The organism is Burkholderia sp. KBS0801 (assembly GCF_005937855.2).
In the GTDB taxonomy this organism is placed as follows: domain Bacteria; phylum Pseudomonadota; class Gammaproteobacteria; order Burkholderiales; family Burkholderiaceae; genus Burkholderia; species Burkholderia ambifaria.
On sequence record NZ_CP042179.1, the window covers coordinates 52,981 to 78,233 of the forward strand.

Here is a 25,253-nt window from a genome sequence, read left to right on the forward strand (position 1 = left end):
CGCCGCGCGCTTCCTCTTACTTGGTCGCCGCGATCACCTTCGCGCGAATCAGCCGCGCACGCAGCACATTGCGGCTGATGCCGAGCAGTCGCGCGGCCTGGATCTGGTTGCGGTGGCTGAAGTCGAACGCCACGCGCATCACGGTGTCCTCGATACGCTCGAACAGGTTCTCGTGCGCGTCGTCGAACAGCGCGCACAGCGCCAGTTCGAGCGCTTCCTGAGCAGGCGCATGGCTCGCCGCTTCCCGCGCGCCCGTGGCTGGTGCGCACGCCGACGACAGGTTCAGGTCGGTGTCCTGCAACGCATCGTGGCGGCTCACCAGCACCGCATGATGCATCACGTTCTCCAGTTCGCGGATATTGCCGGGCCACGGATGCGCTTCGAGCCGGCGCGCCGCGCGCGGATCGATGCTGCGCGGCCCGTGGCCGAGGCGGGCTCGGTATGTGTCGAGGAAGTGGCGCGCAAGCGGCAGGATGTCGCCGGGACGTTCGCGCAACGTCGGTACGTCGAGTCGCACGACGTTGAGCCGGTAGAACAGGTCGCCGCGAAACCGTCCGGCCGCCACCGCCTGCTCCAGGTCGACGTTGGTCGCGGCCACCACGCGCACGTCGATCGGTATGCTCGTGCGAGAGCCGAGCCGCACGACCTCGCGCTCCTGCAGCACGCGCAGCAGCTTGACCTGCATCGACAGCGGCAGGTCGCCGATCTCGTCGAGAAACAGCGTGCCGCCGTTCGCGGCTTCGAACCAGCCGGGCTTCGCGCCGACCGCGCCCGTGAATGCGCCTTTCTCGTGACCGAACAGTTCGCTGTCGACGAGCGTGTCGGATAGCGCGCCGCAGTTCACCGCGACGAACGGCCCGTTGCCGCGAGGGCTGACGTCGTGCACGCGGCGTGCGATCAGTTCCTTGCCGGTGCCGGTCTCGCCGGCGATCAGCACGTTCGCGTCGCTCGGCGCGACGCGCCGCACGCGTTCGAGCAGCGCGAGCGAACGCGGATCGACGAACACGTGCGCACGGGCGCGATCCGCCGCGTGATGTGCCGGGCCGGTGAGAACGGGCGCGCCGCGCGAGCGCGTGCGCGATTCGTCCGGCCGAGCGGTGACGATACGAAGATTGACCGGACGCGGCGTGGCAAACAGGGAGGTCATGGCGATGAAGGCGTGAGTCGTTCGAACGGGCGAACCCGCGCCGACGGGCGCCGCGGTCCGGTTGCTGCGTGGTCAGCAGAGTGTTCCGTGTTTTGCGCCGCGCGGGAAGCATCGATTTCTGATAACGAAAGCAGCATTGCTGCGCAGGATGCAACGACGCGCGAGCGCGCTGCCGCGACAGCGGATTCGACGTCATCGTGTTCGATGCGACGGTGCGTGACCGTCGCGATCGGACCAGTGCCGCACGCAAAACTGCTGATTGAGCAGCAGCGCGTCAGCAACGCTGTTTCCGCCGGTTCATCTCGCTGTGGAATATCGATGTGAGGCGTTTCCTGGAACGCTTGCCACGGCCGCCCAATTGGCCGCGGAACCCATACCCGGCGGGCGATCGAAGAAAGTTTCGTGACGCAGATGATCGGACGATCGCGTAGCCGTCGACAATGGCACGCTCCTTGCGACCCTGGCACCGTATCGGCGCGACCACGCGCAGCTCGACAACGGGAACGCATGGCATGAGCAACACCCTCAACGTAGTCGCCCTGTCGGGCGGGCTGCAACGGCCGTCACGCACGCTGGCCCTGACGAACGCGATCGTTGCCGCGCTCGGCGACGCGTTGCCGATCGACACGCGGCTGATCGAACTCGGCGAGATCGGCAACCGGCTGGCCGGCGCGCTGACGCGCGCGCAGGTGCCACCCGATCTCGACGCACTGATCCGCGCGATCGAGACGGCCGATGCGCTCATCGTCGCGAGCCCCGTGTATCGCGCGTCGTACACCGGCCTCTTCAAGCACCTGTTCGACCTCGTGCATCACGAATCGCTGATCGATGTGCCGGTGCTGCTCGCGGCGACCGGCGGCAGCGAGCGCCACGCGCTGGTGATCGATCACCAGCTGCGGCCGCTGTTCAGCTTCTTCCAGGCGCGCACGCTGCCGATCGGCGTGTACGCGGCCGAAAGCGATTTCGACGGCTACGAGATCGCGAACCCCGCGCTGCGCGCCCGTATCGCGCTCGCAGTGGACCGTGCGGTGCCGCAACTGCGGCCGCGCGCACTGGCCGCCGTGGCTGCGTAAGCCGTTTTCCCCTTCCATCAGGACCTTTCATGAGCATTCACGAACCCTCGGCAGACGGCGTCAAATTCGCGTACTGGGTGCCGAACGTCAGCGGCGGCCTCGTCGTCAGCACGATCGAGCAGCGTACCGACTGGAGTCTCGAATACAACCAGAAGCTCGCGCGCACGGCCGAGGCGGCCGGCTTCGACTACGCGCTGAGCCAGATCCGCTTCACGGCCGGCTACGGCGCCGAATACCAGCACGAATCGGTCTCGTTCAGCCAGGCGCTGCTGCATGCGACGACGAAGCTCAAGGTGCTCGCCGCGATCCTGCCGGGGCCGTGGCATCCGGCCGTGGTCGCGAAACAGCTCGCGACGATCGACCACATCTCGAACGGACGCATCGCGATCAACGTCGTCAGCGGCTGGTTCAAGGGTGAATTCACCGCGATCGGCGAGCCGTGGCTCGAGCATGACGAACGCTATCGGCGCTCGAAGGAGTTCATCCAGGCGCTGAAGGGCATCTGGACGCAGGACAACTTCACGTTCAAGGGCGACTTCTACCGCTTCAACGACTACACGCTGAGCCCGAAACCCGTGCAGAAGCCGCATCCGGAAATTTTCCAGGGCGGCAGCTCGCGCGCGGCGCGCGACAATGCGGCGAGCGTGTCGGACTGGTACTTCACGAACGGCAATACGCCGGAGAACCTGAAGGCGCAGATCGACGACATTCGCGCAAAGGCAGCCGCGAACAACCATCGCGTGCGGATCGGCGTCAATGCGTTCGTGATCGCGCGCGACACCGAGGAAGAGGCGCGGGCCGTGCTCGACGACATCGTCCGGCACGCGCACGTCGAGGCCGTGCACGCGTTCGGCGATGCGGTGAAACAGGCCGGCAGCGCATCGCCGGAAGGCGAGGGCAACTGGGCGAAGTCGACGTTCGAGGATCTCGTGCAGTACAACGACGGCTTCCGCACGAACCTGATCGGCACGCCGCGGCAGATCGCCGAGCGGATCGTCGCGCTGAAGGCGATCGGCGTCGATCTCGTGCTCGCCGGGTTCCTGCATTTCATCGAGGAAGTCGAGTACTTCGGTCAGCGCGTGCTGCCGCTCGTGCGCGAACTCGAGGCGCGGCGGCAGGCGGTGGCCGCGTGATGCGCGCGGATGTGCGGCAGAGGGTTGCGATCGCCCGAGACTGCCCGATCGAGTGAATGCGATGGCCGGCGATGCGTGTCGCGGCCATTGATGAGCGCTGCCGCACGAAGGGCGGCGCGTGCGGGCCGGCGCTTCACCCGGTCCGCGACCCGCCCAGCGCGTTACGCGACATCCGCCATTCTCGACGCGTCGACGAGCATCTGCACGCCGAGACCGCCGAGGATAAGGCCCATCGCCCAGCGCTGCGCAAGCAGCAGCGCCGGACGCCCGCGCAGGAACGTCGCGATGCTGCTCGAGCAGATCGCGACCAGCCCGTTCGCGGAAGCGAACACCGCGATCAACAACGAACCGAGAAACAGCGACTGGCCGAACACGCTGCCCTGCCGGTAGTCGATGAACTGCGGCAGCAGCGACACGAACAGCATCGCGAGTTTCGGATTCAGCACGCTGGTGGTCGCGCCCATCGCGAGCAGTCGCAGCGGCTGCTCGTTCGGCAGCGTCCGCACCTCGAACGGCGAGCGGCCGCCGGGCCGCACGGCCTGCCATGCGAGGTAGAGCAGATAGGCGGCGCCCACCACGCCGAGCATGGTGCCCGCATAGGGCACGCTCATGAACAGCGTCGTGATGCCGAACGCCGCGCCGAACATGTAGAACAGGTAGCCGATCATCACGCCGGCGAGCGAAATGAGCCCGGCCGCACGCCCCTGTGCGATCGAGCGCGACATCACGTAGACCATGTTCGGCCCCGGCGTGACCGCGAGCATGCCGCCGATGACGAGAAACCCGTAGAGCGATCCGGACGTATGCATGTTGTTCGCTTCCTGCATCGAATGAGTGCTGACGGAATTCATTGTCCGATCATGGAGGGAGACAGTAAAACGGGATAAACTGAATCGATTGATCAGTTTTTCTGAATCGACATGAAAAAGCTCGACCTCGATGTACTCGCGATGGTGGTGGCCGTCGCGGAATCCGGATCGTTCGCGCAGGGCGCGCAGGCCGTGCACCGGTCGCCGTCGGCGGTGAGCATGCAGATCAAGGCGCTGGAGGATGCGCTCGGCAAGCCGCTGTTCATCCGCGACACGCGCAACGTCACGGCCACCGACGACGGCCGCACGCTCGCCGACTACGGCCGTCGGATGCTGGCGATGCGCGACGAGGCGTGGGCATCGGTCGTGCGGCCGGAGATCCGCGGTCGCGTGACGATCGGCGTGCCCGACGACTACATCTCGTCGCTGCTGCCGCAGGTGCTCGGCAAGTTCGCGGCGATGCATCCACGCGTCGAAGTGCGTGTGATCGGCCAGCCGAGCAGCGCGCTCGTGCCGATGCTGAAGGACAACACGGTCGACCTCGCGTGCCTCACGCGCATCAAGGGCGTGACCGGCGAGCTGATCCGGATGGAGCCGCTCGTCTGGGTCGGCTCACCCAAGCGGAACGTGTGGGAGGAGCGGCCGCTGCCGGTGGCGTTCTTCACGCACGGCGGCAGCATGGCGCGCGATCACGCGGTCAAGGCGCTGAACCGGCGGAAGATCCCGTACCGGATGTCATACGAAAGCCCGAGCCACCTCGGGCTGCTGAGCATGGTCGAGGCCGGTCTCGCCGTTGCGCCGCTCGCGCGCTGCTGCATTCCCGATCATCTCGTGCAGCTGTCGGAAAGCCACGGGCTGCCGCCGCTCGGCGAACTCGAGGTCGTGCTGGCGCGCAGCGCCAAGTCCGCTCGGCCGCCTTGCGACTACCTGGCGGAGCAGATTCTCGATGAGTGGCGCACGTGATCGCGCGGTTCGTCTGCCGACGCGTCAGCACGATTTCAGCAACCACTCCCGAAACGCCACCAGCGACGGCAGCGTGTCGTTTTCCGGCGGGTACACGAGGTAGTAGCTGCGCTGGCTGGTGATCGCGTCGCCGATCGACACGAGCTCGTTGCGGCTCAGTTCGTCTTCGACCAGCACCTTCGGCACGAGGCCGATCCCCATGCCGGCCCGCACGGCCTGGATCAGATGCGACGTCAGCTCGAAGCTCGGGCCGATCCGCATCTCGCGATGATCGAGGCCGAAGTGCGAGAACCATTCCGCCCACGCGTGCTGATTGCTCGTCACGCCGAGCAGCGTCTGCCCGACCGCCCATGCCGGCGTGCGCTGGCCGGCCTTGCGGCGCCCGGCCGCGTCGGGGCTCGCGATCGCGATCAGGAACTCGTTGTACAGCCGGTGCGCGTGCAGGCCGGGCCAGTCGCCCGCGCCGACGGTGATGGCCGCGTCGAGATCGTCGGTATGGAAGTCGATGCCGCCGATCCGCGAATGCAGGTGCACGGTCACGCCCGGATGCGCGGCATAGAAGTCGTGCAGGTGCGGCAGCAGCCATTTCGAGCCGAAGGTCGGCAGCGTCGCGAGCCGCAGCGTGCCGGCGCCGGCCTGGTGCGACATCGCCTGCAGCGTCGCGCCGCGGATGCGCCCGAGCGCGCCGCTCAGCTCGACGAAGTAGCGCCGCCCGACTTCCGTCAGCTTCACGGAGCGGCCCTCACGCCGGAACAGCGTCACGCCGAGCTGATCCTCGAGCGTTTGCACCTGCCGGCTGATCGCGCTCTGGCTTAGCGACAGCTCGTCGGCCGCGCGCGTGTAGCTTTCGTGGCGCGCGGCGGCCTCGAACACCAGCAACAGCGACATGGACGGGGTCAGGCGGCGGTAATTCATGAGTTTTATGCAAGTTTTGCCGGGGGAGAATTCGTTTGTTTCTCGCGATGATTCGCAAGATACTGGATTTCCGCGTGGCGTGGAACCTTGCTCAAAACTCATGTTTCTGATCGAGACCGCGCGCCGGCCTCATCCATCTCGCGCTTTCATCCCATGTCGATCGCTCCGTTGCCCCGTCCCGTCAGCCCGCCCGAGGGCCGTTACCGCGACTTTCTCGCCGCCCTCCAGGCCGCCGGATTCGCCGGCGAAATCCGTGCGGACCATGCGAACCGGACCGTGCAGGCGACCGACAACTCGATCTATCAGCGTCTGCCGCAGGCGGTGATCTGTCCCGCGCATGCGGAGGACGTGCGGCTCGTCGCGCGGCTGCTGGCCGACCCGGCGCACCGCGACGTCGCAGTGGCGGCGCGCGGCGGCGGCACCGGCACCAACGGGCAGTCGCTGACCGACGGCGTGGTCGTGGACCTGTCGCGCAACATGAACCGGATCCTCGAAATCAATGCCGACGAGCGCTGGGTGCGCGTGCAGGCAGGCGTCGTCAAGGACCAGCTCAATGCCGCGCTGAAGCCGCATGGCCTCTTTTTCGCGCCGGAGCTGTCGACGTCGAACCGCGCGACGGTCGGCGGGATGATCAACACCGATGCGAGCGGGCAAGGCAGCTGCACGTACGGCAAGACGCGCGACCACGTGCTCGCGCTCGACTTCGTGCTGATGGGCGGCGAGCAGCTGCACAGCGACGCGCTCGCGGACGACGAGCTGGAACGCCGCTGCGCGCGGCAGGACCGGGTCGGCAAGGTCTATCGCACCGCACGCCGCATCAGCGACGAAAAAGCCGCGCTGATCGACGCGAAATTTCCGAAGCTCAATCGCTGCCTGACCGGCTACGATCTCGCGCACCTGCGGGAACCGGACGGCCGCTTCAACCTGAACAGCGTGCTGTGCGGCGCCGAAGGCTCGCTCGGCTTCGTCGTCGAGGCGAAGCTGAACGTGCTGCCGATCCCGAAGGTGTCGGTGCTGGTGAACGTGCGCTACGCCGGCTTCATGGACGCGCTGCGCGATGCGCGCGCGCTGCTCGCGCTCAAGCCGCTGTCGATCGAGACGGTCGACTCGAAGGTGCTGATGCTCGCGATGAAGGATTTCGTGTGGAGCAGCGTGGCCGAGTATTTCCCGCAGGACGAAGCGCGTCCGACGCTCGGCATCAACCTGATCGAATTCAGCGGCGACGATGCGCAGGACGTCGATGCGCGCGTGCGTGCGTTCGTCGAGCATCTGCGCACCGATACGAGCGTCGAACGCCTGGGCCACACGCTCGCGACCGGTGAAGAGGCGGTCAAGCGCGTGTACGCGATGCGCAAGCGCGCGGTCGGCCTGCTCGGCAACGTGCAGGGCGAGGCGCGCCCGCAGCCGTTCGTCGAGGACACCGCGGTGCCGCCCGAGAACCTGGCCGCGTACATCGCCGAATTCCGCGCGTTGCTCGACGGCCACGGGCTGCAGTACGGGATGTTCGGCCACGTCGACGCGGGCGTGCTGCACGTGCGCCCGGCGCTCGACATGAAGGACCCGAAGCAGGCCGCGCTGGTGCGGCCTGTGTCGGACGCGGTGGCCGAACTCACGCAGCGGCATGGTGGCCTGTTATGGGGAGAGCATGGCAAGGGCGTGCGCTCCGAATATGCACCGGCGTTCTTCGGCGAGCTGTATCCGTCGCTGCAGCAACTGAAGGCCGCGTTCGATCCGCACAACCAGTTCAACCCGGGCAAGATCGCGACGCCGCCGGACCACACGCTGCGGCTGCTGAAGATCGACGAGGTGCCCACGCGCGGCGACCACGACCGGCAGATCGACGAGCGCGTATGGCAGAGCTACGGCACCGCGATGCACTGCAACGGCAACGGTGCGTGCTACAACTTCGATCCGGACGACGCGATGTGCCCGTCGTGGAAGGCGACGCGCGAACGGGTGCAGTCGCCGAAGGGGCGCGCGTCGCTGATGCGCGAATGGTTGCGCCTGCAAGGACAGGCCGGCATCGACGTCGTCGCGGCGGCGCGTGCGCGGCAGCCGTTCCTGCGCGGTCTCGCGGTGCGCTGGCGCAACAGCCGCGCCGCGCGCAACGGTGACGCCGACTTCTCGCACGAGGTGTATGACGCGATGGCCGGCTGCCTCGCGTGCAAATCGTGCGCGGGACAGTGTCCGGTCAAGGTCAACGTGCCCGAGTTCCGCTCGCGCTTTCTCGAGCTGTATCACCAGCGCTACCTGCGGCCGGTGCGCGACTACCTGATCGGCTCGCTCGAATTCACGATGCCGTGGATGGCGCGCGTGCCGGCGCTGTACAACGGGCTGATGCGCGCCGGCTGGGTGCGCACGCTGCTCGAGCGGCACGTCGGCATGGTCGACAGCCCGCTCCTGAGCCGCTTCGATCTCGCGGCCGTGATCCGGCAGTGGAACGTGCGGCCTGCCGATCCGCACGCGCTCGCCGGGCTGAACGACGCGCAGCGCGCGCGCAGCGTCGTCATCGTGCAGGACACGTTCACGCGCTATTTCGATACCGAGCAGCTGGCGACGCTGATCGAGCTGGCCGCGCGCATCGGCTTCCAGGTGTGGCTCGCGCCGCTCGCGCCGAACGGCAAGGCGCTGCATGTGCAGGGCTTTCTCCGCGCGTTCGAGAAGGCGGCGATTCGCAACGCGACGCAACTGGCCGCGCTCGCGCGCTCGGGTGTCGCGCTCGTCGGCCTCGATCCGGCGATGACGCTCACCTATCGGCAGGAATACCTGAAGGTGACGGGGCTGGCCGACGTGCCGAAGGTCGCGCTGCCGCAGGAGTGGCTGCTGCACGCGCTGCCGGAAGCCAGCGCGGGCGCCGCCGACCCTTCGGCCGCGTACCGGTTGCTGCCGCATTGCACGGAGAAGACCAACGCGCCGGACAGTGGCAAGCAGTGGGCGCAGGTATTCGCGCGCCGCGGGTTGCGCCTGGCGGTTCAAGCGACCGGATGCTGCGGGATGTCGGGAACTTACGGGCACGAGGCGCGCAACCTGCACACATCGAAGACAATCTATGCACAATCGTGGGCCGCGCATGTCGATGCGCCGCAAGCGCAGGGCGAAGCGCTGGCGACCGGCTATTCGTGTCGCAGCCAGGTGAAGCGCATGTCCGCGCGGCAAGTGCGTCATCCGCTGCAGGCGCTGCTCGATCACGTGCGTGATGGACTGTGACGGCTGGTCGAATCGTCGATGCGGAGCACGGCGCGCAAGCGTTCGGCATGGCCGGCGCCGGCATGACGCCGGACACCGGGGCGGCGGACGGGTTCCGCATGCGGCTGGACCTGCGGCGTGCATGCACGCGCTTCAGGCACGTATGCCGTTGTGCCGGCAACCGATACGGGAAGCCGATTCGCGCCGCCTGTAATTAGTAGATGATGCCGAGCAACACGGCCTTGACGATCGCTTGTGTCTTGTTGACCGAGTTGAGTTTCTCCATGATGTTCTGCATGTGGAAGGTGATGGTTCGCTCCGAGATGGAAAGAATGGAAGCGATTTCCAGCGCGGTCTTCCCGTCAGCGGCCCATTTCAGCACTTCCTTTTCGCGCGTGGTGAACGGGCCCATTTGCATCGCGGCCGCGGGCGCGTCGACCAGGCGCGAATTCACCGCGTGAGCGGCGTGCGCCAGATAGATCAGCCGGCTTTCCGTGGCGGCAAGTTCGAGATCCGAAATCGGGTCCGCGCTGCGCGCGACGCTCCACATCGCGATGCGCCCGTGCTTGTCGCGAATGGGCTGCGACCAGCCGTGCGCAACCCCATGCGCCTTCGCTTCCTCCCAGAATGATTCGTCGGCGCATGCGTCGACGGGCCATACAAGCGGTGACGTATAGATCAGCCCGTAACGGACGACGGGGTCGCGTGCGAAATAGTTTCCCTCGATGTAGCGCTGTTGCCAGGATTCCGGATAGGTATTGCGTGTACGGAACGTGGGCCGCGTCACGGGTAGCGGGTCGCGTGCGCCATAGGCGCACATTTCAAAATCGAGCGCGCGTGCCTGTGCGGCAACGATTTCGAATACATCGTCGAAGCTCAGCGCGCGCGACAACGTCGTCATGACGTCTTCTCTCCATGCATCCACAACAATCTCCAAATAGCGTGTAGTGTCAAACGCACGCGGTCGATGACCAGGCCGCGTGCGCGGACGACATGTTCGCTGCGCATGGAGCCGGGAAGCTCGAGCCCTCGCGCAACACAGTGATCCAGGAGGTTTCCGCGGCGTGTCGATATCGACTGGCTGAATCAGTCGGGGAAGAAGCGTGAAGCCCTTCGAGTGCCACCGACGTGATGCACCCGGTTCCGGCCGGATGCTGTTGTGTGTGTTGTTCTGGAAAGCGCGCTGACCCCGGCGCCTGAAGTGCTGCACGAATGCTTTCGCCGGGTGCACGCACGGATGCTTCGCACGTGCGTGATGCAGACCCGGTTGTGTCGTCGATGCATGGCGGCGACCCGCCGGCGTCCGGCCGGCAGATAGCCCGTCAAGCGTCGAGTCGAATCTTCAGCGAAGCGCTCGACCGTGGTGTAGTCGAGCGTTGTCGACGGCGTGGTACGACGAACCGCCGTTTGTTCTTGTCGGCTACGCGCATCTCGTGTGCTGCGCGCACGTTGCCTCTTTCATGCGGTACGGCATGCCTGCACGATCAGTCGAGCCAGATCGGCACGATCGACAGCGCGAGCAGGAGCCCCAGCGTAACGTTTGCGATGCGCCAATGACGGTCGGTCCGCAGCGTGCGGCCGAGCAGCACGCCGGCCGTACACCACAGCACGAGGGAAAAGATCGCCGCGATGCCGAATGCGATACCGAGTATCACGGCGAGGTGCATCGGGTCGGGCGTCAGCGCCGCGAACGACGCGGCCGCGCCGAGCGCCATCGTCCATCCTTTCGGATTGAGCCACAGCAGCAGCGCGCCACCGAGGAAGCTGGTCGGCGTTTGCGAGGCATTCACGTGACTTTTGGGCGCGCCGCTCGACGCGATTTTCCATGCGAGCCACAGAAGGTAGGCGGAGCCCAGCACTTTCATGATCAGTTGCAGCGCCGGCACCGCGTGCAGCAGCCCGGCGAGCCCGGCCGCCGAGATTGCCGCGAGCGATGCAAGGCCGAGCGCGATGCCGCCGAGCAGCGGCACGCTGCGCCTGAACCCGAACTGCGTGCCCGACGCCGTCGCGAGCGTGGTCGCGCCGCCCGGCGTGATGGTGGCGACGATGACGAACACGATCAGGGAGAACAGCGTCTGGGACATGGTTGGACAACCTCGTATGAAGAGCGGTGCGGCTTTGGAATCCGTCTTGGCTCGAATGGGATCGGGTGCCTGACAAACTCTAAAAGTCTTTCGCAAGCTAGGGTATGGAATGTTTATAATGAGCCTATTAGCGTTGCTAATACTCTATTTTTTCCCCATGCCCCGCAATCTCGATACGAGTCTGTTGCGCACCTTTGTCACCGTTTCGCGTCGTTCGACCATGACGGCGGCGGCGCACGCGCTGCACCTGACCCAGGGCGCGATCAGCCAGCAGATCAAGCGGCTCGAGGAGTGCTTTGGCCAGCGGCTGTTCGATCGCTCGCAGGGGCGCCTGAAACTCACTGCCGCGGGTGAACGTCTGCTCGAGCGGGCGGAGCAGCTCGTGCGGCTCAACGACCGCATCTGGGACGACATGAGCGAGCCGGTATTTGCCGGCGTGCTGCGCGTCGGCGCGCCGTCCGATCTGGTCGGCACCTATCTCGCCGGCATTTTCAAGGCGTTTGCTCACCACTATCCGCACGTCGAGATCGTGCTCGTCAATCTTGCGTCGGTCGAACTGTCGGCCGCGCTGCTCGATGGGAGAGTCGATATCGCGGTGATCGAGCAGCCGGCGAGCGAGCCGGGCGGGGAACGCCTGCGCATCGAGCCGCTCGCGTGGGTCGGCGCGGTCGGCGGCAACGCGCACCTGAAGCGGCCGCTCGCGGTGTCGATCGTCAGCGACGCGTGCGTGTTTCGCCCGGCATTGTTCGACGCGTTGACGCAGCACGAGATCGCGTGGCGGACGGTGTTCGAAAACGGCGACATCGAGGCGACCAAGGCGACCGTCCGAATGGACATGGCGGTGACCGCATGGCTCGCGTCGACGGTCCCCTCTGATCTGCAGACGCTGCGACCGGCGCAGGGCTTGCCCACGTTGCCGGATTTCGCCGTGACCTTGCATCTGCCGCCGTCCGGCACGACGCCGCTGGTCGAGGAAATGGCGAACTTCATTCGCAACGGCTTTCTCCACGCGCCGTCCGTTGGCGATGGCAGGTTGTCCGGTGCGGCCGATCGCGCGGCTTGAGGGCGTGCTTCACATGCGGCCGTCGCCGCACGCCGGCCGCCTGTAGGTCCTTCCAGTATCGCCACGCTTAGCCGCGCTATAGGATCGATGCCGAGATTCGGTTGACGGCATCGCGAAGTGTGCGTACGTACTGCACGCGTTGCGATGGGCGTTCGACCACACTTCGGCTTTGCGCCGCTTCCCCGTTTCCGCCAGTCGATTTTTCCCGAGGCATTCCATGACTATCTGGTTGCTGCAACTCATGCTCGTGATCGCGTGCTGCAACGTGTGCGGCCGTGTTGCCGAGCGGCTAGGCCAATGCGCGGTCGTCGGCGAGATCGCGGCCGGGCTCCTGCTCGGCCCTTCGCTGTTCGGCGCGATCGCACCGGATTTCTACGACGTGCTGTTCGGCCCGCGCGCGCCGTCGGCGATGGCGCAGGTCGGTGAGATCGGGCTGGTGTTGCTGATGTTCCAGCTCGGGCTGCACATGGAATTCGGCGTCACGTTGCGCGGCGGCCGGTGGCGCGTGCCCGTCGCCGTCGCGATCGGCGGCTTGTGCATACCGGCCGCGATCGGCATGGGTATCGCGATCGTGTCGAAGGACACGCTCGCGGCCGATGCACCGTGGCTGCCATACGTGCTCTTCTGCGGTGTCGCGCTCGCGGTGTCGGCGGTGCCGGTCATGGCGCGCATCGTCGACGATCTGCGGCTCGGCGCGATGAGCGGCGCGCGGCACGCGATGTCGGCGGCAATGCTGACGGATGCGCTCGGCTGGATGTTGCTGGCGACGATCGCGTCGCTCTCGAACGGGCCCGGCTGGGCCTTCGCGCGCATGCTCGCCAGCTTGCTCGTGTTTTTTGCGCTCAGTGCGTTGCTTGCGCGCTTCGTCGTTCGCCCGCTACTCATGCGGCTGGCGCAAACGGCGCACGCGACGCGCGACCGGCTGGCGGTGTTGTTCTGCTTCGTGCTGGCGTCGGCGGTCGCAACGTCGCTGATCGGTTTCCATAGCGCATTCGGGGCGCTGTCGGCAGCGCTGTTCCTGCGTCGCGTGCCTGGGTTGGACGTGGAATGGCGCGAGAATGTGGAAGGCTTCGTGAAGCTCGTGCTGATGCCGGTGTTCTTCGCGTATGCCGGGTTGCACGCGTCGATCGGGGTGATCGACGATGCGTCTTCATGGGTGTGGTTCGGCGTGTTTCTCGCCGGCGGGTTCGCGGGCAAGTTCGGCGGCAGCTACGTCGGTGCGCGCGTGACGGGGCTTGCGCCGCGCGATGCGATGCTGGTCGGCTCGTTGATGAATACGCGCGGATTGATGGAACTGATCGTGCTGTCGATCGGGCTGCAGATGCAGATACTTCCGACCCGCGTCTATACGATCCTAGTCATATTCGCGCTGGTGACGACGGCGCTGACCGCGCCGCTCGTGCGGCTCACGCTGCGCGCGCATTCGCGCTCGGCCCCGGCGATGCAGATCGTCGGCAAGTGACGGGGCGGCGCGCACGGGGAAGCGTATCCGGATGCGCGCCGCGCCACGTCACGACAGCGTCGACTTCGTCAATCGCGTACGACGGTGTCCCACGCACGCTTCAATCGCCGAGCGGCCTCTTCGGCACTCTGTTCTCCGAGCATCGAGTACGACACGCGCAGCGTGTCGCGTTCCGGATCGGATGCATAGAAGGCGTTGCCCGGCACGAACACGACCTTTTCGCGGACGGCCGCTTCGAGCACCTTTTCCGCCGGAACTTGCCGCGCGAAGCGGCACCACAGGAACATCCCGCCTTCGGGTTCGTTGAACGACAGGTCGTTGCCGAATGCGTCGCGCAATGCCTTCGTCAGCGCATCGCGTCGCCTGCGATAGGCGGTGCGCAGCACGTCGATGCGGGACGCCAGGCGGCCCGACGCGAGATAACGCGCGACGATGTCCTGCGTCAGCGTCGACGTGTGCAGATCGAATGCCTGCTTCGCGACGGCCATCGGCGGCCGCAGCGCCGCGGGCGGCACGATCCACCCGACGCGCACGCCGGGCGAGAAGATCTTCGACAAGGTGGACAGGTAGCACACGGTGCGGTTGCCGCCCGGCTGCTGCGAAGCGATCGACAGCAGGCTCGGAATCGCTGCGCCGCTGAAGCGCAACTGGCCGTACGGGTCGTCCTCGATGATCGCGCAGCCGTGACGCTGCGCGAGTTCGACCAGGCGGATACGCTGCGCGAGCGGCATCGTATAGCCGGTCGGATTCGCGAAATTCGGCGTCAGGTAGATCGCCTTGACGCCGCCGCGCTTCAGTTCGCGTTCGACCTGGTCGAGATCGAGCCCGTCCGGGCCGCCGTTGATGCCGTCGATCCGGGCGCCGATGAACTGGAATACCTGCAGCGCGGCGACATAGGTCGGCCGCTCGACGAGAACGCGATCGCCCTGATCGAACAGCACGCGCGCAACGAGATCGAGCCCCTGCTGCGATCCGGACGTGATCAGCATGGATTCCGGCGAAGCCGGTATGCCGAGCGTGCCGGCCCAGTTGCTGATCTGCTGGCGCAAGCCCGCTTCGCCTTCGGTGAGGCCATACTGGAAGAGGTCGCGGTGCTCGTCGCGCAGGATGGCGCCGAGTGTGTCGTCGATGCCGTCCATGTCGAACAGGTCGGAAGCGGGAATGCCGCCGGCCAGCGAGATCACGTCGGGGTTCTTGCTGAATTCCAGCAGCTCGCGCACTGCGGAGGACTTGATGCCACGCGCGCGCATGGCCAGCACGATGTCGTTCATGGAGGTGTGCCTGTTGTCGAAGATGCCGGCGCCCACGGCCGCCGGAAGTGAAAAAGGCCGGCAGGTTCGTCGAACCGGCCGGCGGATGGGAAGCGTATCGAGCGAATCGCGCACGAAGCACGATTGCCGTCGCTCAATCGAACATGCGCCAGCCGTCTTCCTGGTGGATCAGGAACAGGCCCATCGTGCGTCGCGTCGACGTACAGCGCTCGATCGCATGCAGGTTCTTGCTCTGGAACAGCGTCAATTGACCGGGCTGTGGCTTCAGCATGATCTTCGCGGCCCCTTCGAGCGCGGCGATCGCACCGGTTTCACGATATTCGGCATGCATCTCATCGAGTGCGGCGCGGGATTCCGGTCGGTTGTCCCACATCACCATGCCCGCGTCGTTGTCGGCGCCCTGAATGGTCAGGAACCCGCCGAGCTGCCGTGGAAACGATTGCTTCAACGGCCAGTTCGCGGTGTCGCGCCCGTAGCTCACGTCGTCGCAGTGCGGCGCGAAGTTGAACGGCGCCTCGAAGGGTTCGTAGACGCGGCGCGTCGCCAGCAGGAACTCGACTTCGTAGTCGTGTCCGATCGTCAGCGGCCTCGCGTCCAGCGCATCCGAAAACAGGCGAACGAATCGGGTCGTACGCAGGCCATCGTTGACGCGACAGGCAATCCCGAAGTATTCCGCCGCCTTCGAAACGAGCTTGTCCCCCTGTTCGCGCTGGAGCTGGCCGAGCGTCACCGACGTGGCGACGATACCCGCGTGGTGGGCGTTTTTCGTAAACGGCGAGCTCGAGAAGCCCTCGTCGTCCCACCACGCGTCGCGCTCGCCGTCGGGCACGATGTCCATGACGATGGCGTCGGCTTCGTCCGCATCGAGCGCTTGAACCGCCGCGGCGATGGTCATGCGCTCGGCGCGCGCCGCGGTGCCGAAGCGCATCAGTTGAGCTGGGTAAGTGTGCTGCATGATGCCTCCACGTATGCGGAATGATTAGGATTGCGGCATAAGGCAGTCGCCCTTGCCCAGTTCGGACAATGCCGGTTGCCTCAATAGACGGTAAAGCTCCGCGGGCTTCGGCTCGGATTCGGATCGCCGGTATTTCGGAAACAGCAACAGGCCGCTCGTGCCGGCGACGAGCGGCGCGCCGTCCCGCGTGCCGAGACGATCGCCGGCCCGGATCGGCTGGAAATTCCGCAAGCCTGCGTCGAGCCTGACCTCGCCGTCCGGATAGGGCACGATGTGCGCCCACGTATAGATCGGATTCACGCACGCATCGACGGGCGGCAGCGAAGCGCCGTGGACGACCGCGCTGACGGTGGTGATCGCGTCCAGGCACACGCGCACGCCCGCCGCGATCTGATAGAGGCCGAAGCCCTTCTGGCCCAGCTCGATGCTCAGCGCAACGCCGTCGCCCTGCTGGATGAATTCGTCCGACGTGCAGCCGCCTGCGGACGCGCTGGAAAACGGCCTGCCCCAATGCGTGACGACGGGCGTGTCCGGTGCGATCGCGTGCGCCAGTTGCAGGCTGGTCGGGTGGTAGTTGAAGACGAAGAACGGCGCTTCCGACGGTTCGATCGTCTGATGCAGGTCGACGCAGAAGCGCGCGCGCCTCATCACCGGCTCCATCTCGCGAGCCCGTCGGTCGTCGGCCGTGTCGCGCCCCGTGCGGCCGAACGTGCGGTTCAAGTCGCGTTCGACGAAGCGCGTGCCGCGCCGCGCGGCGTCGACGTTTCCCAGCAGAAAGCCGATCGACACCGACGGTGCCAGCACGCCGGCCTCCACGTAGCGGCAAAGCGCATTGAGCACGGGGAGCCCCGCGTATTCGTTGCCGTGCGTCAGCGCGATGAACAACAGGTCGAATCGCGGCTCGTGCGCCGTGTTCGCGTGGGGCGGATGAATCACGAAGCCGAAACGCTCGACCCGCTCGACGCGCGCGCGACCGATCGTGCTCGATGCGGCGAACCGTTCGAACGCAGCGATCTCGGCCTCGAGCCGACTGCGCGCGGCGTCGTTACCCACCGTTGAAGCGATGGCCGTCATCAGTGAAACATCCGCCATTGACCGTCGTGCCAGACCAGGAACGATCCGAGCGTGCGGCGCACGGTTGTGCATTGCTCGACCGCGTGCATGACGCGCGTATTGAGAATGTTCAGTTGTCCTGGCCGCCCGTTGATGGTGACGCTGCGCACGCGGTCCAGCCGATCGATGCGGCGGGTTTGCGCGAATTCGCTCATCAGTTCGTCGAGCTCGGCGCGCGTCGCGGGCCGGTAGTCCCACATGACGAGGCCCGCGCTGTTTTCCGCGTCCTGGACCGACAGGAAGAGCGAGATCTGATCGTAGCCTTCGTCGTAACCGTCCTTGATCGGCCAGTTCAGCGGTTCGCGCCCGAAGTGGATCGCGTCGCAATGCGGCGGGACGCTGTAGAGCCCGTTGGGCACGGGCTGGTATTCCCGTTTGGACACGAGCGGGAGTTCGCCCCAGTCGCCGACCCGAACCGAACCGGCGCCGAGTTCGCGGACACACAGTTTGACGAATTCCGTGTCGCGCAGCGCCGCATTCGTGCGGCCTGCATAGGAGAAGTAGTCGATCAGACCGGGGATCAGCTGCTCTTTCACGAGCCGCTGGGTCGGCCCGATCGCGAGCCCCGACTTGCCGGCGCCGGCGAAGCTCTGGTGCTGCGTGACCGGCGGGAAGGCCGGATCGTCCCACCATCGGTCGAGCGCGCTCGGATCGACCAGATCGACAAGGACCGCGGCGGCCTTGCGATCGCGAATCAGCAATGCGGCATCGGCGAGCGTGAGATCCGCGCGCTCGACCTGCTTGTCGAAATCGTAGATTTCGGCGCGATAGTGCTTGTTCAAAGCGAATTCCTCCGAGGAGAAGGCGATTCAGGACAGTGATCCCGGGACTACCGTGCGGCCACGCTCATGGATTCGAGCAGTTTTTCGCTGAAGACGCGAAGACACGGATATTCGAACAGCAGGCGCACCGGCACGTCGTGGCCGAGCTGCCGCTCGAGCTGGGTGCTCACCAGCGCGGCGGAAATCGACGAGCCGCCGATCGTGAAGAAGTCGTCGTCGGGCGTCACGGCGTCGCGGCCGAGGACGCTCGCCACGACGGACGCGACGACGTGGTCGACGCGCCGGACATGAGGTATCTCGATAGGCTGGATCATGGGTTGGCACCGGTCGAATGACGAACGGCGCATCGCGCCGTTCGCCGGTTTCATGGCCGCGGGTGCGGTCGGTCAGGCGTAGGACGGTTGCTGCGCGAAGCTGACGCCGCGGGCGTTGCGCTCGACGCGGCGGTTGTGCCCGAATCGATCCTCGCCGGAGACGAGCACGACGCCGAACTTGTCGAGCGAAATCTTGCTGCCGTATTCGTCGACGGTGTCGGTGTCCGGATAGACCTTGACCGCGGCCGGCACGTAGCGGCTCGCGTAGCCGAGCCGGGTCTGGTCGACCGTCGAGTTCGGAAACGACGAGTGCATCAGCGTCGACCAGAAGATCACGAACTGGCCGGGCTTCATCACGATCGACACGGCCTTGCTCTCATCCGGCTTCCAGTCCGGATCCTTCTGCAGGCTGCGATAGTCGTAGCCGAAGAAGCCGCGCTTGATGCCGTCCTTCTCGAGGGCATTGATGTTGGACGGATCGAACTGCATCTTCCGCGACTCGTCGTAGAACATCTCTTCATGTGTGCCCGGCACGAAGCGCAGACAGCCGTTTTGCTCGGTCGCGTCGGTCAGCGCCGTCCATACCGTGATCGCGCCGCCGAAACGCTGGTCGCCCGGCCACACGATCTGCGGCTGGCCCGACGCATGCGCGAACGTGTCGGCCTGGTGCCAGTCGGTCCCTTCGTCGCCCGGATATTTCGGGAACATCTCCGAACGCCAGCAGATGACGTCGGGCCCGAGAATCGAGTTCAGCCGCTGGACGATTTCCTGCCGGCCGATATGCTCGCTCAGCAGATTGACGTCGAGGTGGCGATCGTAATTGGCGATCGGGCTCGTCGGCGGCAGGTCGTACACCGCGTATTCACGATCGAACAGCTGCGCGCGGATCGTCCTGTAGCGCTCGCGCGCTTCCTCGGGCGAATACAGCGTGAACGGGCCGATGTAGCCTTGCGCGCGAAAAGTGGCGATTTCCTCGGGCGTCAGTCGAAAGTTCTGCATGGAGGTGCTCCTGGTCGAATCGATTAAATGCATCCGCTTCGAAGGGACGAAGCGGTGTTCGGGAAATGACGCACGCGCTTACGCGAGTTCGGCGGCCGCTGCTTCGTAGATGCCGGCCCAGCCGTCGATCGTGGGCGCAGCCATCAGCTTGCTGGTCGGCACCCGCACCTGCAGCTGGTTTTCGACCTGAATCTGCAGTTCGACGATCGTCAGCGAGCTGGCGCCCCGGTCGAAGAAATCCTCGTCGCCGCGCAGGTCGGCAAAGCCGAGCGTGTCCCGGCAGGTCGAGGCGATCATGTCGGGGATGGCAACAGTTTTTTCAGTCATTACGTTCTCCGGATGTTCAGATGGGACTTGCGAGTCGAACCCGATCGACCTTGCCGTTCGCGTTGACCGGTAGTTCGGCGCACACGGCGATGGCGTCGGGAATCATGAAACCAGGCACCAGCTTGCGCAGTTCGGCGCGAATGAACGCAGGCATGTTGTCGTGCTGTTCGTTGGCCTGGACCGTGGCGACCAGCAACTTTTCGCCGTTCGGGTCTTCGCGAACCTGCACGACGCATTCCTCCACGCACGGCAAGCGCGCGACGAGTTGCTGCACCTCGTCGAGGCTCACGCGGTAGCCGCGGATCTTCGTGAGCCGATCGCGCCGACCGACGAATTCGAGCGTGCCGTCCGCACGGCGCCGGACGATGTCGCCGGTGCGGTAGAGCCTGCCGGGCCCGGACGGATCCGGCACGAAGGCCGCGCGGGTCGCGTCGGGTTGGTTCAGATAGCCGAGCGCGACGCCGTCGCCGCCGGTGTAGAGCTCGCCTTCCTGCCCGTCCGGAACGGACGCGAGATCGCCGTCGCCGCGCACGACATGCACCGACGTGCCGGTCACGGGCGTGCCGATCGGTACGATGCCGTCAGGCCGGTTGTCGCGCGTCATCACGTGGCAGCACGTAAACGTCGTGTTTTCGGTCGGGCCGTATCCGTTGACGACGGTGATGCCGGGGAAGGCATCGAGCGTGGCATTGACCGCGTCCGCATGCAGCACGTCGCCGCCCGCCAGCAGCACACGCACGCCGGTCAGCATGGCCGGATAGCGGCGCACGACGAGATGAAACAGCGCGGCGGTCAGCCACATCACGCTCACGCGCTGTTCGCGAATCAGCTGCGAAACGGCATTGGGATCGAAGATGGCGCCGTCGTATACCACGAGGCGCGCGCCGTTCAGCAACGCGCCCCAGATCTCGAACGTCGACGCATCGAAGGTGATCGGGGACAGCAGCAGGAATGCATCGTCCGGCTGGATCGCGATGTAGTTCGGCCGATCGACGAGCCGCACGACGCCGCGATGCGGCACCACGACGCCTTTCGGCTTGCCGGTGCTTCCCGACGTAAACATCACGTAGGCCGGCGCGTCGGCTCCGTGCGACGCGGCGGGTGGCGGAGCGTCGGCGTCTTCGGCATCGTCGGCCGATCCGTCGTTCGCGAGATCGGCGACGTGGATGACCGACAGTCCCGACTCGCGCAGCGTGTCGTCGCCGGCGGCCGCGATCGCGTGCCGCGCCGCACTGTCACGTGCGTACGCGTGCTTGACCGCAGTGGGGTAGTTCGGATCGATCGGGACGAAGGTCGCGCCGAGCTTGACGATCGCCAGCATCGCGATCACGGCGTTCGAGCAGCGCGGCAGCATCAGCAGCACGGGCGCGCCCTGCGTCACGCCATGCCGCGCAAGCACCGCGGCAAGCCGGTTCGCGCACCGGTCGAGTTCGCGGTAGGTGAGCGGCGCCGCGTGCGCCGTTCCCTCCAGTGCGATGCGCTCCGGCGTGCGGCGCACCTGCTCGGCAAAGCGGCCGTCGAGGGTCGAGTGGTTCATTGAACGGGCTCCGATCGGTTGGCTTGCGTTCCGAAGAATTGCAGCAGCGTGTCGGTCATGGCCGGCTGCGCGCGGCACAGCTCGTAGTGGTCGCCGTCGAATTCGTGCACGCCGCTCGCGTCCGGCAGGTGCGCCACGATGATGCGTGCGCTTTCCGGGAGCACCTGTCGATCGCTTCGCGTCGCGATCACGAGCGTCGGCTGCGTGACGGTGCCGGCTTCGCCGAGGAAGTCGGTGCGCCGGTATGCGACGTAGTTCAGTCCGTAGCGGTGCAGGTGTGCCGCGCTCGAGAACGGCACCGAGATGAACGAATGAAATTCGGATTGCGGCGCGCTGCGGCCGGACGAGATCTTGTCGAACAGCATGCCGGCCATTTCCTTGCTCGTCGCCGCGACCGGCAGGAGCACGTCCACTTCGCGCTGGAAGCTGCTCGGCGGACAGACCGACGGCTTCAGCATGAATTCGCCGCACACCAGCGCGAGCCGGCGGACGCTGTCGGGGTAGCGCGCGGCGGCCAGCAGGCCGACGCCGGCGCCCGAGCAATAGCCGATCACATCGATCGGGCCGTCGTGACCCACGCAGTCGTTCGCATGCGAGGCGACCGTCACGAGATCGCGCACGTGGTATTCGACGTCGAATGCATCGTCGGTCGCATCGTCCTGCAGGTCGAGCACGAACCGCGATTCCCACGTGATCACATTGAAGTGCGGCTCGAGCGCGTTGCACAGTCGTTCGACCATCGCGTGACGCACGCCGAACGGCAAAACGAGCATCAGGTTGCGTCGGCCGGTCGAGCGTTCCGAATGAAACACTCGCAGGGGCCGACCGTCGAAGGCCGGAATGGTCTCTCGCTGCATGGGACGAATATCGTAGGGAAGGAAGGGCGTCGCCGCGTCGCGCGGGACGGCATGCGTTGGGACCGCGGCCGGCCCGATTTCAGCTCGGGGTCGGCGTGCGCGAACATTCGATGCCGAGCGACGCGCAAGTGATTTCATCGATCTCGATCCAGCACGCGAACACCGGCTTTCCGTCGATGATCTGCGGGGGCGCGGCACGGTGCGCGTGAACGTTCAGGCGCATCAGCAGCCGTTCGACGCCGAGCGGCGACACCGTGATGAGCCGTCGAACGCCGTTCGAGCGCGCGAATTCCACGACGTCCGCCAGCAATCTGCGCGTGTTCGCATGCGCGCGCTTGAGGCCGCCGGAATCGGCGCCGAGGATGTAGGACGAAAAGCGCGAGAGTTCCCAGATATCCGGCGCATTCGGCACCGGTGCCGCGCCCATCAGCCCGGGAAAAACCTCGCTCAACAGGTACGGCCGGGTCGTCGGCAGCAGTCGGGCGCACGAGCAGATCGCGCCGCTTTCCTCGCGACCGAAGATATGGATCGTGTCCGGCCGATCGAATTGATCGAACTCCTGCTGATTGACTACCGGAAGCTGCCAGCCCAGCTTCTCGATGAAGATTGCGTGTCGATACGACGCGAGTGCCGCAAGGTTCGACGCGGACAGTTGCGACGCGTTTCCGATAGTGGTTTGGTGCATGTGCGAACTCCAATGGACGTACGCATTAAATGCGAAATGGAGGACGCGTCGAAACTGCAACTTTTTACAGGACCGGCAGTGCGAGATGCGCGCGGACACTAACCGTCCACGGCAGCGTATTGATCCAGTCCGCGAGCAGCGAGCGGGTGTGGTCGGGCCCGACGTCGTAGCCTCTTGCGCAGACGATCATCACGTTGGAAGTCACGCTGTTCGGAAACATTCGGCAAGTGCGATCGCGATCCGTCAACCAGGCCCAGCCGAAGGTCATCGGCGGGCGCCAGTTGGTATCGATCCATTCGCAATGGCCGGCATGGCACGCGGGAAGGCCGAGATCCCATGCGTCGCTCAGTACGCGTTCGTCACGCGCTGCATAGAGCAGGGCGAGCGTGATCGATGCGAGCTGCGTAGCGGACACGCGCACGTACCCGTCGTGCGAACACGTGTCGAAGTAAGCCGGCACCGCATGTCCGTCCGGTTTCAGATCCAAGAGCAACCTCCTTGTTTGGCGTGCGTCCCGGCCGCTGCGCGCATCGCGCGCGAATGACGACCGTTACCTTCAAACATGGGCGGACGACTGGCCGCGCGGCGTCGCCACGGCAGGCCGGAAGCGGAACAACATCGATGCGGAACGGATCGGATCGCGCGGCGGGAAGTAGCCGTTGGCGCGACGATATGCGGTGTGATGCCGGAGGTGATCCGGCTGAATCGCGGTGATCCGGACGGGATTGGTTCGGATACCAAAAAGGCCATGAAGCCACGCCATCCGCTGTGATTCAAAGTGCGGACTCGATGCCATGAATGGCCGGATTTCGAAAACATTCTGCGACTAACCGTGGCGACGCGCAATTCCTTTGATCCTGCAAAAAACTACAGCTGACGGTCGGTGCCGGATATCTGCATCATCGCGACAGACGGATTGGCCGGCCGCTTCACGGCATGGCCCGACGCGGGCACGCAAGGCCTGGTCGACCGCGGCGAAGCGACAAAGGGAGCGTGGCGTGATCGACGTAGCGGATATTGAGGTACGAGATTTTGACAGCACCGACATCGACGGCTTCATCGCGTACTGGTACGACAGCGGCGACAGCCATCTGATCGAGATGGGCGTCGATCCGGCGCGGCTGCCCGGCCGCCGTCAGATGCGCGACATGCTCGCGCTCAACATCGAGCGGGGCACGCGCGCCGACATGCCGCGCAACGCGATCCTGAGCGTCGCGCTGAACGGACAGACCGTCGGCGTGCACGAACTCACGCATCTCGAGCCGCGCGTCGGAGCGGCGCCGGGACAGTACGTGAGCGGCGTCATGCACGCGCATATCTGGAGCCCGGAACATCGGCGGCTCGGCATCGGCATCGTGTCGTACGTGAAGGCGATGGCGGCATTCTTCGCGCGCTTCTCGCTCGATTCGATCCGGTTCGAGTCGCCGGCCGACAACGTGGGCGCCAATCGGGTCAAGACGCGGCTCGGCATCGAGGCGCAAGGAGAGGGTGTGTTCGATTTGCCGATCCTGCGCATGCCGCTGCGTACGGTCAGGTATTGCGTGACGCGCGATCAGCTTCCGGCCATTACCGCGCGCATGGAAGCGCTGTGGGAAGCCCGCCGGCACACCGGCTCGCCTGCGTGACGTACGCGTCCGGCGCGTGCTCGACCGATGAACCCGACCTCCCGACCCCGACTCTCATGACCCCGACCGCAGCGTTGAAAGTTTTCATGCCGGTCCGCGCGCCGCGTATCCGGCTCGTGTGCTGCTCGTACGCCGGTGGCAATGCTTCCGCGTACGCGCATTGGCATGCCGGGTTGCCGGACGACGTCGAAGTGTGCGCGGTCGAACTGCCAGGGCGCGGCGCGCGCTTCCGCGAGCCGCCGTTGCGCACGATGGGCGCGCTCGCCGACCATGTCATGGCAAGCGTGCTGCCACTCGTCGACGCGCGCCTCGTGCTGTTCGGACACAGCATGGGCGGCGCGCTGGCGCTCGAGCTGGCGAGCCGGCTCGTCGACGTCGGCATGCCGCCGTCGGCCCTTGCCGTATCCGGATGCGCGGCGCCGCATCTGCCGTCGCGACGCCGGCGCCGGCTGCATGATCTGCCCCGCGACGAACTGGTGCAGGAACTGAATCTGCTGGAAGGGCTGCCCGCGGGGATGCTGGATGCGGATGCGTTCATCGATCTGTTCCTGCCGACGATCCGTGCGGACCTCGAGTGCCGGGAAACCTGGCGTGCGCCGATTCGCGCGGTGCCGGTCCCGATCCATGTGCTCGCCGGTGCCGACGATGCGCTGGTCGCACTCGATGATCTGGGCGAATGGCAACGGTATTCGTCGTTGCCGGTCGGCGTGCGGGTGTTCGGCGGCGAGCATTTTTTCATCGACTCGCATCGCGCGGAGGTGCTTGCGCATCTGCGCGAAATCCTCGGCGAGCCCCCGGCGTCGGCCAGCGGCGGTGCGGTGACGCGGGCATCGACATCCACCGCCGAACGGATCGCCTAGAAGACAACCCAGGAGACCACACGTGGAGACGATGCAAGCGGCATCTCCGGTAATCGGAAAAAATGCAGTGAGGACACCGGAGGATTTCCGAAA

Annotated in this window: 25 protein-coding genes; 8 read left to right on the plus strand and 17 right to left on the minus strand. The window is 66.0% G+C overall.

What is annotated here, in order from left to right; genetic code table 11:
* Nucleotides 1–16: 16 nt before the first annotated feature.
* Nucleotides 17–1,147, minus strand: coding sequence for a sigma-54 interaction domain-containing protein (locus FFI87_RS29660; protein ID WP_138850768.1), 1,131 nt, complete (start codon nucleotides 1,145–1,147; stop codon nucleotides 17–19).
* 512 nt (nucleotides 1,148–1,659) lie between these two features.
* Between FFI87_RS29660 and msuE the strand changes: the two genes are divergently transcribed.
* Together msuE and sfnG are read left to right on the plus strand one after the other, a co-directional pair.
* Nucleotides 1,660–2,220 (plus strand): FMN reductase, encoded by a 561-nt coding sequence (msuE, locus tag FFI87_RS29670; RefSeq protein WP_138850769.1) that lies wholly within the window; start codon nucleotides 1,660–1,662, stop codon nucleotides 2,218–2,220.
* A gap of 29 nt (nucleotides 2,221–2,249) precedes the next feature.
* On the plus strand, nucleotides 2,250–3,353 hold the full coding sequence (gene sfnG / locus FFI87_RS29675; RefSeq protein WP_012372163.1) for a dimethylsulfone monooxygenase SfnG: 1,104 nt from the start codon (nucleotides 2,250–2,252) through the stop codon (nucleotides 3,351–3,353).
* Nucleotides 3,354–3,514: 161 nt separating this feature from the next.
* On the opposite strand, the gene FFI87_RS29680 is transcribed toward sfnG, so the two are convergent.
* Entirely contained in the window at nucleotides 3,515–4,162 is a 648-nt protein-coding gene (locus FFI87_RS29680) for a LysE family translocator (RefSeq protein ID WP_138850896.1), read from the minus strand.
* Between the two features lie 111 nt (nucleotides 4,163–4,273).
* Between FFI87_RS29680 and FFI87_RS29685 the strand changes: the two genes are divergently transcribed.
* On the plus strand, nucleotides 4,274–5,125 hold the full coding sequence (locus FFI87_RS29685) for a LysR substrate-binding domain-containing protein (protein WP_012372165.1): 852 nt from the start codon (nucleotides 4,274–4,276) through the stop codon (nucleotides 5,123–5,125).
* 24 nt (nucleotides 5,126–5,149) lie between these two features.
* On the opposite strand, the gene FFI87_RS29690 is transcribed toward FFI87_RS29685, so the two are convergent.
* Entirely contained in the window at nucleotides 5,150–6,040 is an 891-nt protein-coding gene (locus tag FFI87_RS29690; protein WP_138850770.1) for a LysR substrate-binding domain-containing protein, read from the minus strand.
* A gap of 153 nt (nucleotides 6,041–6,193) precedes the next feature.
* On the opposite strand from FFI87_RS29690, the gene FFI87_RS29695 reads away from it, so the two are divergent.
* Nucleotides 6,194–9,247, plus strand: a complete 3,054-nt coding sequence (locus tag FFI87_RS29695; RefSeq protein ID WP_138850771.1) for an FAD-binding and (Fe-S)-binding domain-containing protein — start codon at nucleotides 6,194–6,196, stop codon at nucleotides 9,245–9,247.
* A 193-nt stretch (nucleotides 9,248–9,440) separates the two neighbouring features.
* Here the strand turns inward: FFI87_RS29695 and FFI87_RS29700 are convergent, their stop codons facing one another.
* Nucleotides 9,441–10,436 (minus strand): autoinducer binding domain-containing protein, encoded by a 996-nt coding sequence (locus FFI87_RS29700; RefSeq protein ID WP_229203061.1) that lies wholly within the window; start codon nucleotides 10,434–10,436, stop codon nucleotides 9,441–9,443.
* A gap of 274 nt (nucleotides 10,437–10,710) precedes the next feature.
* The gene (locus FFI87_RS29705; RefSeq protein ID WP_011660923.1) at nucleotides 10,711–11,310 is read right to left on the minus strand and encodes a LysE family translocator; all 600 of its coding nucleotides are present in this window, start codon (nucleotides 11,308–11,310) and stop codon (nucleotides 10,711–10,713) included.
* 157 nt (nucleotides 11,311–11,467) lie between these two features.
* On the opposite strand from FFI87_RS29705, the gene FFI87_RS29710 reads away from it, so the two are divergent.
* Both FFI87_RS29710 and FFI87_RS29715 read left to right on the plus strand, forming a co-directional pair.
* Nucleotides 11,468–12,373 (plus strand): LysR family transcriptional regulator, encoded by a 906-nt coding sequence (locus tag FFI87_RS29710; RefSeq protein ID WP_138850897.1) that lies wholly within the window; start codon nucleotides 11,468–11,470, stop codon nucleotides 12,371–12,373.
* Nucleotides 12,374–12,590: 217 nt separating this feature from the next.
* Nucleotides 12,591–13,835: a cation:proton antiporter gene (locus tag FFI87_RS29715; protein ID WP_138850772.1), complete on the plus strand. Its 1,245-nt coding sequence runs from the start codon at nucleotides 12,591–12,593 to the stop codon at nucleotides 13,833–13,835.
* 68 nt (nucleotides 13,836–13,903) lie between these two features.
* On the opposite strand, the gene FFI87_RS29720 is transcribed toward FFI87_RS29715, so the two are convergent.
* The 12 genes from FFI87_RS29720 to FFI87_RS29775 all read right to left on the minus strand — a co-directional run bounded on the left by FFI87_RS29720 (nucleotide 13,904) and on the right by FFI87_RS29775 (nucleotide 23,471).
* Nucleotides 13,904–15,106, minus strand: coding sequence for a PLP-dependent aminotransferase family protein (locus tag FFI87_RS29720; RefSeq protein WP_138850773.1), 1,203 nt, complete (start codon nucleotides 15,104–15,106; stop codon nucleotides 13,904–13,906).
* Between the two features lie 133 nt (nucleotides 15,107–15,239).
* The gene (locus FFI87_RS29725; RefSeq protein ID WP_138850774.1) at nucleotides 15,240–16,061 is read right to left on the minus strand and encodes a hypothetical protein; all 822 of its coding nucleotides are present in this window, start codon (nucleotides 16,059–16,061) and stop codon (nucleotides 15,240–15,242) included.
* Nucleotides 16,062–16,085: 24 nt separating this feature from the next.
* Complete coding sequence (locus FFI87_RS29730; protein ID WP_138850775.1) at nucleotides 16,086–17,135, minus strand: succinylglutamate desuccinylase/aspartoacylase family protein; 1,050 nt, start codon at nucleotides 17,133–17,135, stop codon at nucleotides 16,086–16,088.
* Entirely contained in the window at nucleotides 17,135–17,956 is an 822-nt protein-coding gene (locus tag FFI87_RS29735; RefSeq protein ID WP_012372173.1) for a hypothetical protein, read from the minus strand. Before FFI87_RS29735 ends, FFI87_RS29730 begins: the two co-directional genes overlap by 1 nt.
* A 47-nt stretch (nucleotides 17,957–18,003) precedes the next feature.
* Nucleotides 18,004–18,270 (minus strand): phosphopantetheine-binding protein, encoded by a 267-nt coding sequence (locus FFI87_RS29740; RefSeq protein ID WP_006749752.1) that lies wholly within the window; start codon nucleotides 18,268–18,270, stop codon nucleotides 18,004–18,006.
* 72 nt (nucleotides 18,271–18,342) lie between these two features.
* Nucleotides 18,343–19,269 (minus strand): chlorinating enzyme, encoded by a 927-nt coding sequence (locus tag FFI87_RS29745; RefSeq protein WP_006749751.1) that lies wholly within the window; start codon nucleotides 19,267–19,269, stop codon nucleotides 18,343–18,345.
* A 78-nt stretch (nucleotides 19,270–19,347) separates the two neighbouring features.
* Entirely contained in the window at nucleotides 19,348–19,596 is a 249-nt protein-coding gene (locus FFI87_RS29750) for an acyl carrier protein (RefSeq protein WP_012372174.1), read from the minus strand.
* Between the two features lie 16 nt (nucleotides 19,597–19,612).
* Nucleotides 19,613–21,133 (minus strand): amino acid adenylation domain-containing protein, encoded by a 1,521-nt coding sequence (locus FFI87_RS29755; RefSeq protein ID WP_138850776.1) that lies wholly within the window; start codon nucleotides 21,131–21,133, stop codon nucleotides 19,613–19,615.
* Nucleotides 21,130–21,990 (minus strand): alpha/beta fold hydrolase, encoded by an 861-nt coding sequence (locus tag FFI87_RS29760; protein ID WP_012372176.1) that lies wholly within the window; start codon nucleotides 21,988–21,990, stop codon nucleotides 21,130–21,132. The genes FFI87_RS29755 and FFI87_RS29760 overlap by 4 nt, the downstream gene beginning before the upstream one ends.
* 79 nt (nucleotides 21,991–22,069) lie before the next feature.
* Nucleotides 22,070–22,675, minus strand: a complete 606-nt coding sequence (locus FFI87_RS29765) for an acyl-homoserine-lactone synthase (RefSeq protein ID WP_138850777.1) — start codon at nucleotides 22,673–22,675, stop codon at nucleotides 22,070–22,072.
* Nucleotides 22,676–22,739: 64 nt separating this feature from the next.
* Nucleotides 22,740–23,162, minus strand: coding sequence for a DUF4902 domain-containing protein (locus FFI87_RS29770; RefSeq protein ID WP_138850778.1), 423 nt, complete (start codon nucleotides 23,160–23,162; stop codon nucleotides 22,740–22,742).
* A gap of 69 nt (nucleotides 23,163–23,231) precedes the next feature.
* On the minus strand, nucleotides 23,232–23,471 hold the full coding sequence (locus tag FFI87_RS29775) for a hypothetical protein (RefSeq protein ID WP_138850779.1): 240 nt from the start codon (nucleotides 23,469–23,471) through the stop codon (nucleotides 23,232–23,234).
* A gap of 55 nt (nucleotides 23,472–23,526) precedes the next feature.
* On the opposite strand from FFI87_RS29775, the gene FFI87_RS29780 reads away from it, so the two are divergent.
* Both FFI87_RS29780 and FFI87_RS29785 read left to right on the plus strand, forming a co-directional pair.
* On the plus strand, nucleotides 23,527–24,300 hold the full coding sequence (locus FFI87_RS29780) for a hypothetical protein (RefSeq protein WP_249185718.1): 774 nt from the start codon (nucleotides 23,527–23,529) through the stop codon (nucleotides 24,298–24,300).
* A gap of 86 nt (nucleotides 24,301–24,386) precedes the next feature.
* The gene (locus FFI87_RS29785) at nucleotides 24,387–25,160 is read left to right on the plus strand and encodes a thioesterase II family protein (RefSeq protein ID WP_261378675.1); all 774 of its coding nucleotides are present in this window, start codon (nucleotides 24,387–24,389) and stop codon (nucleotides 25,158–25,160) included.
* Nucleotides 25,161–25,253: the final 93 nt, after the last annotated feature.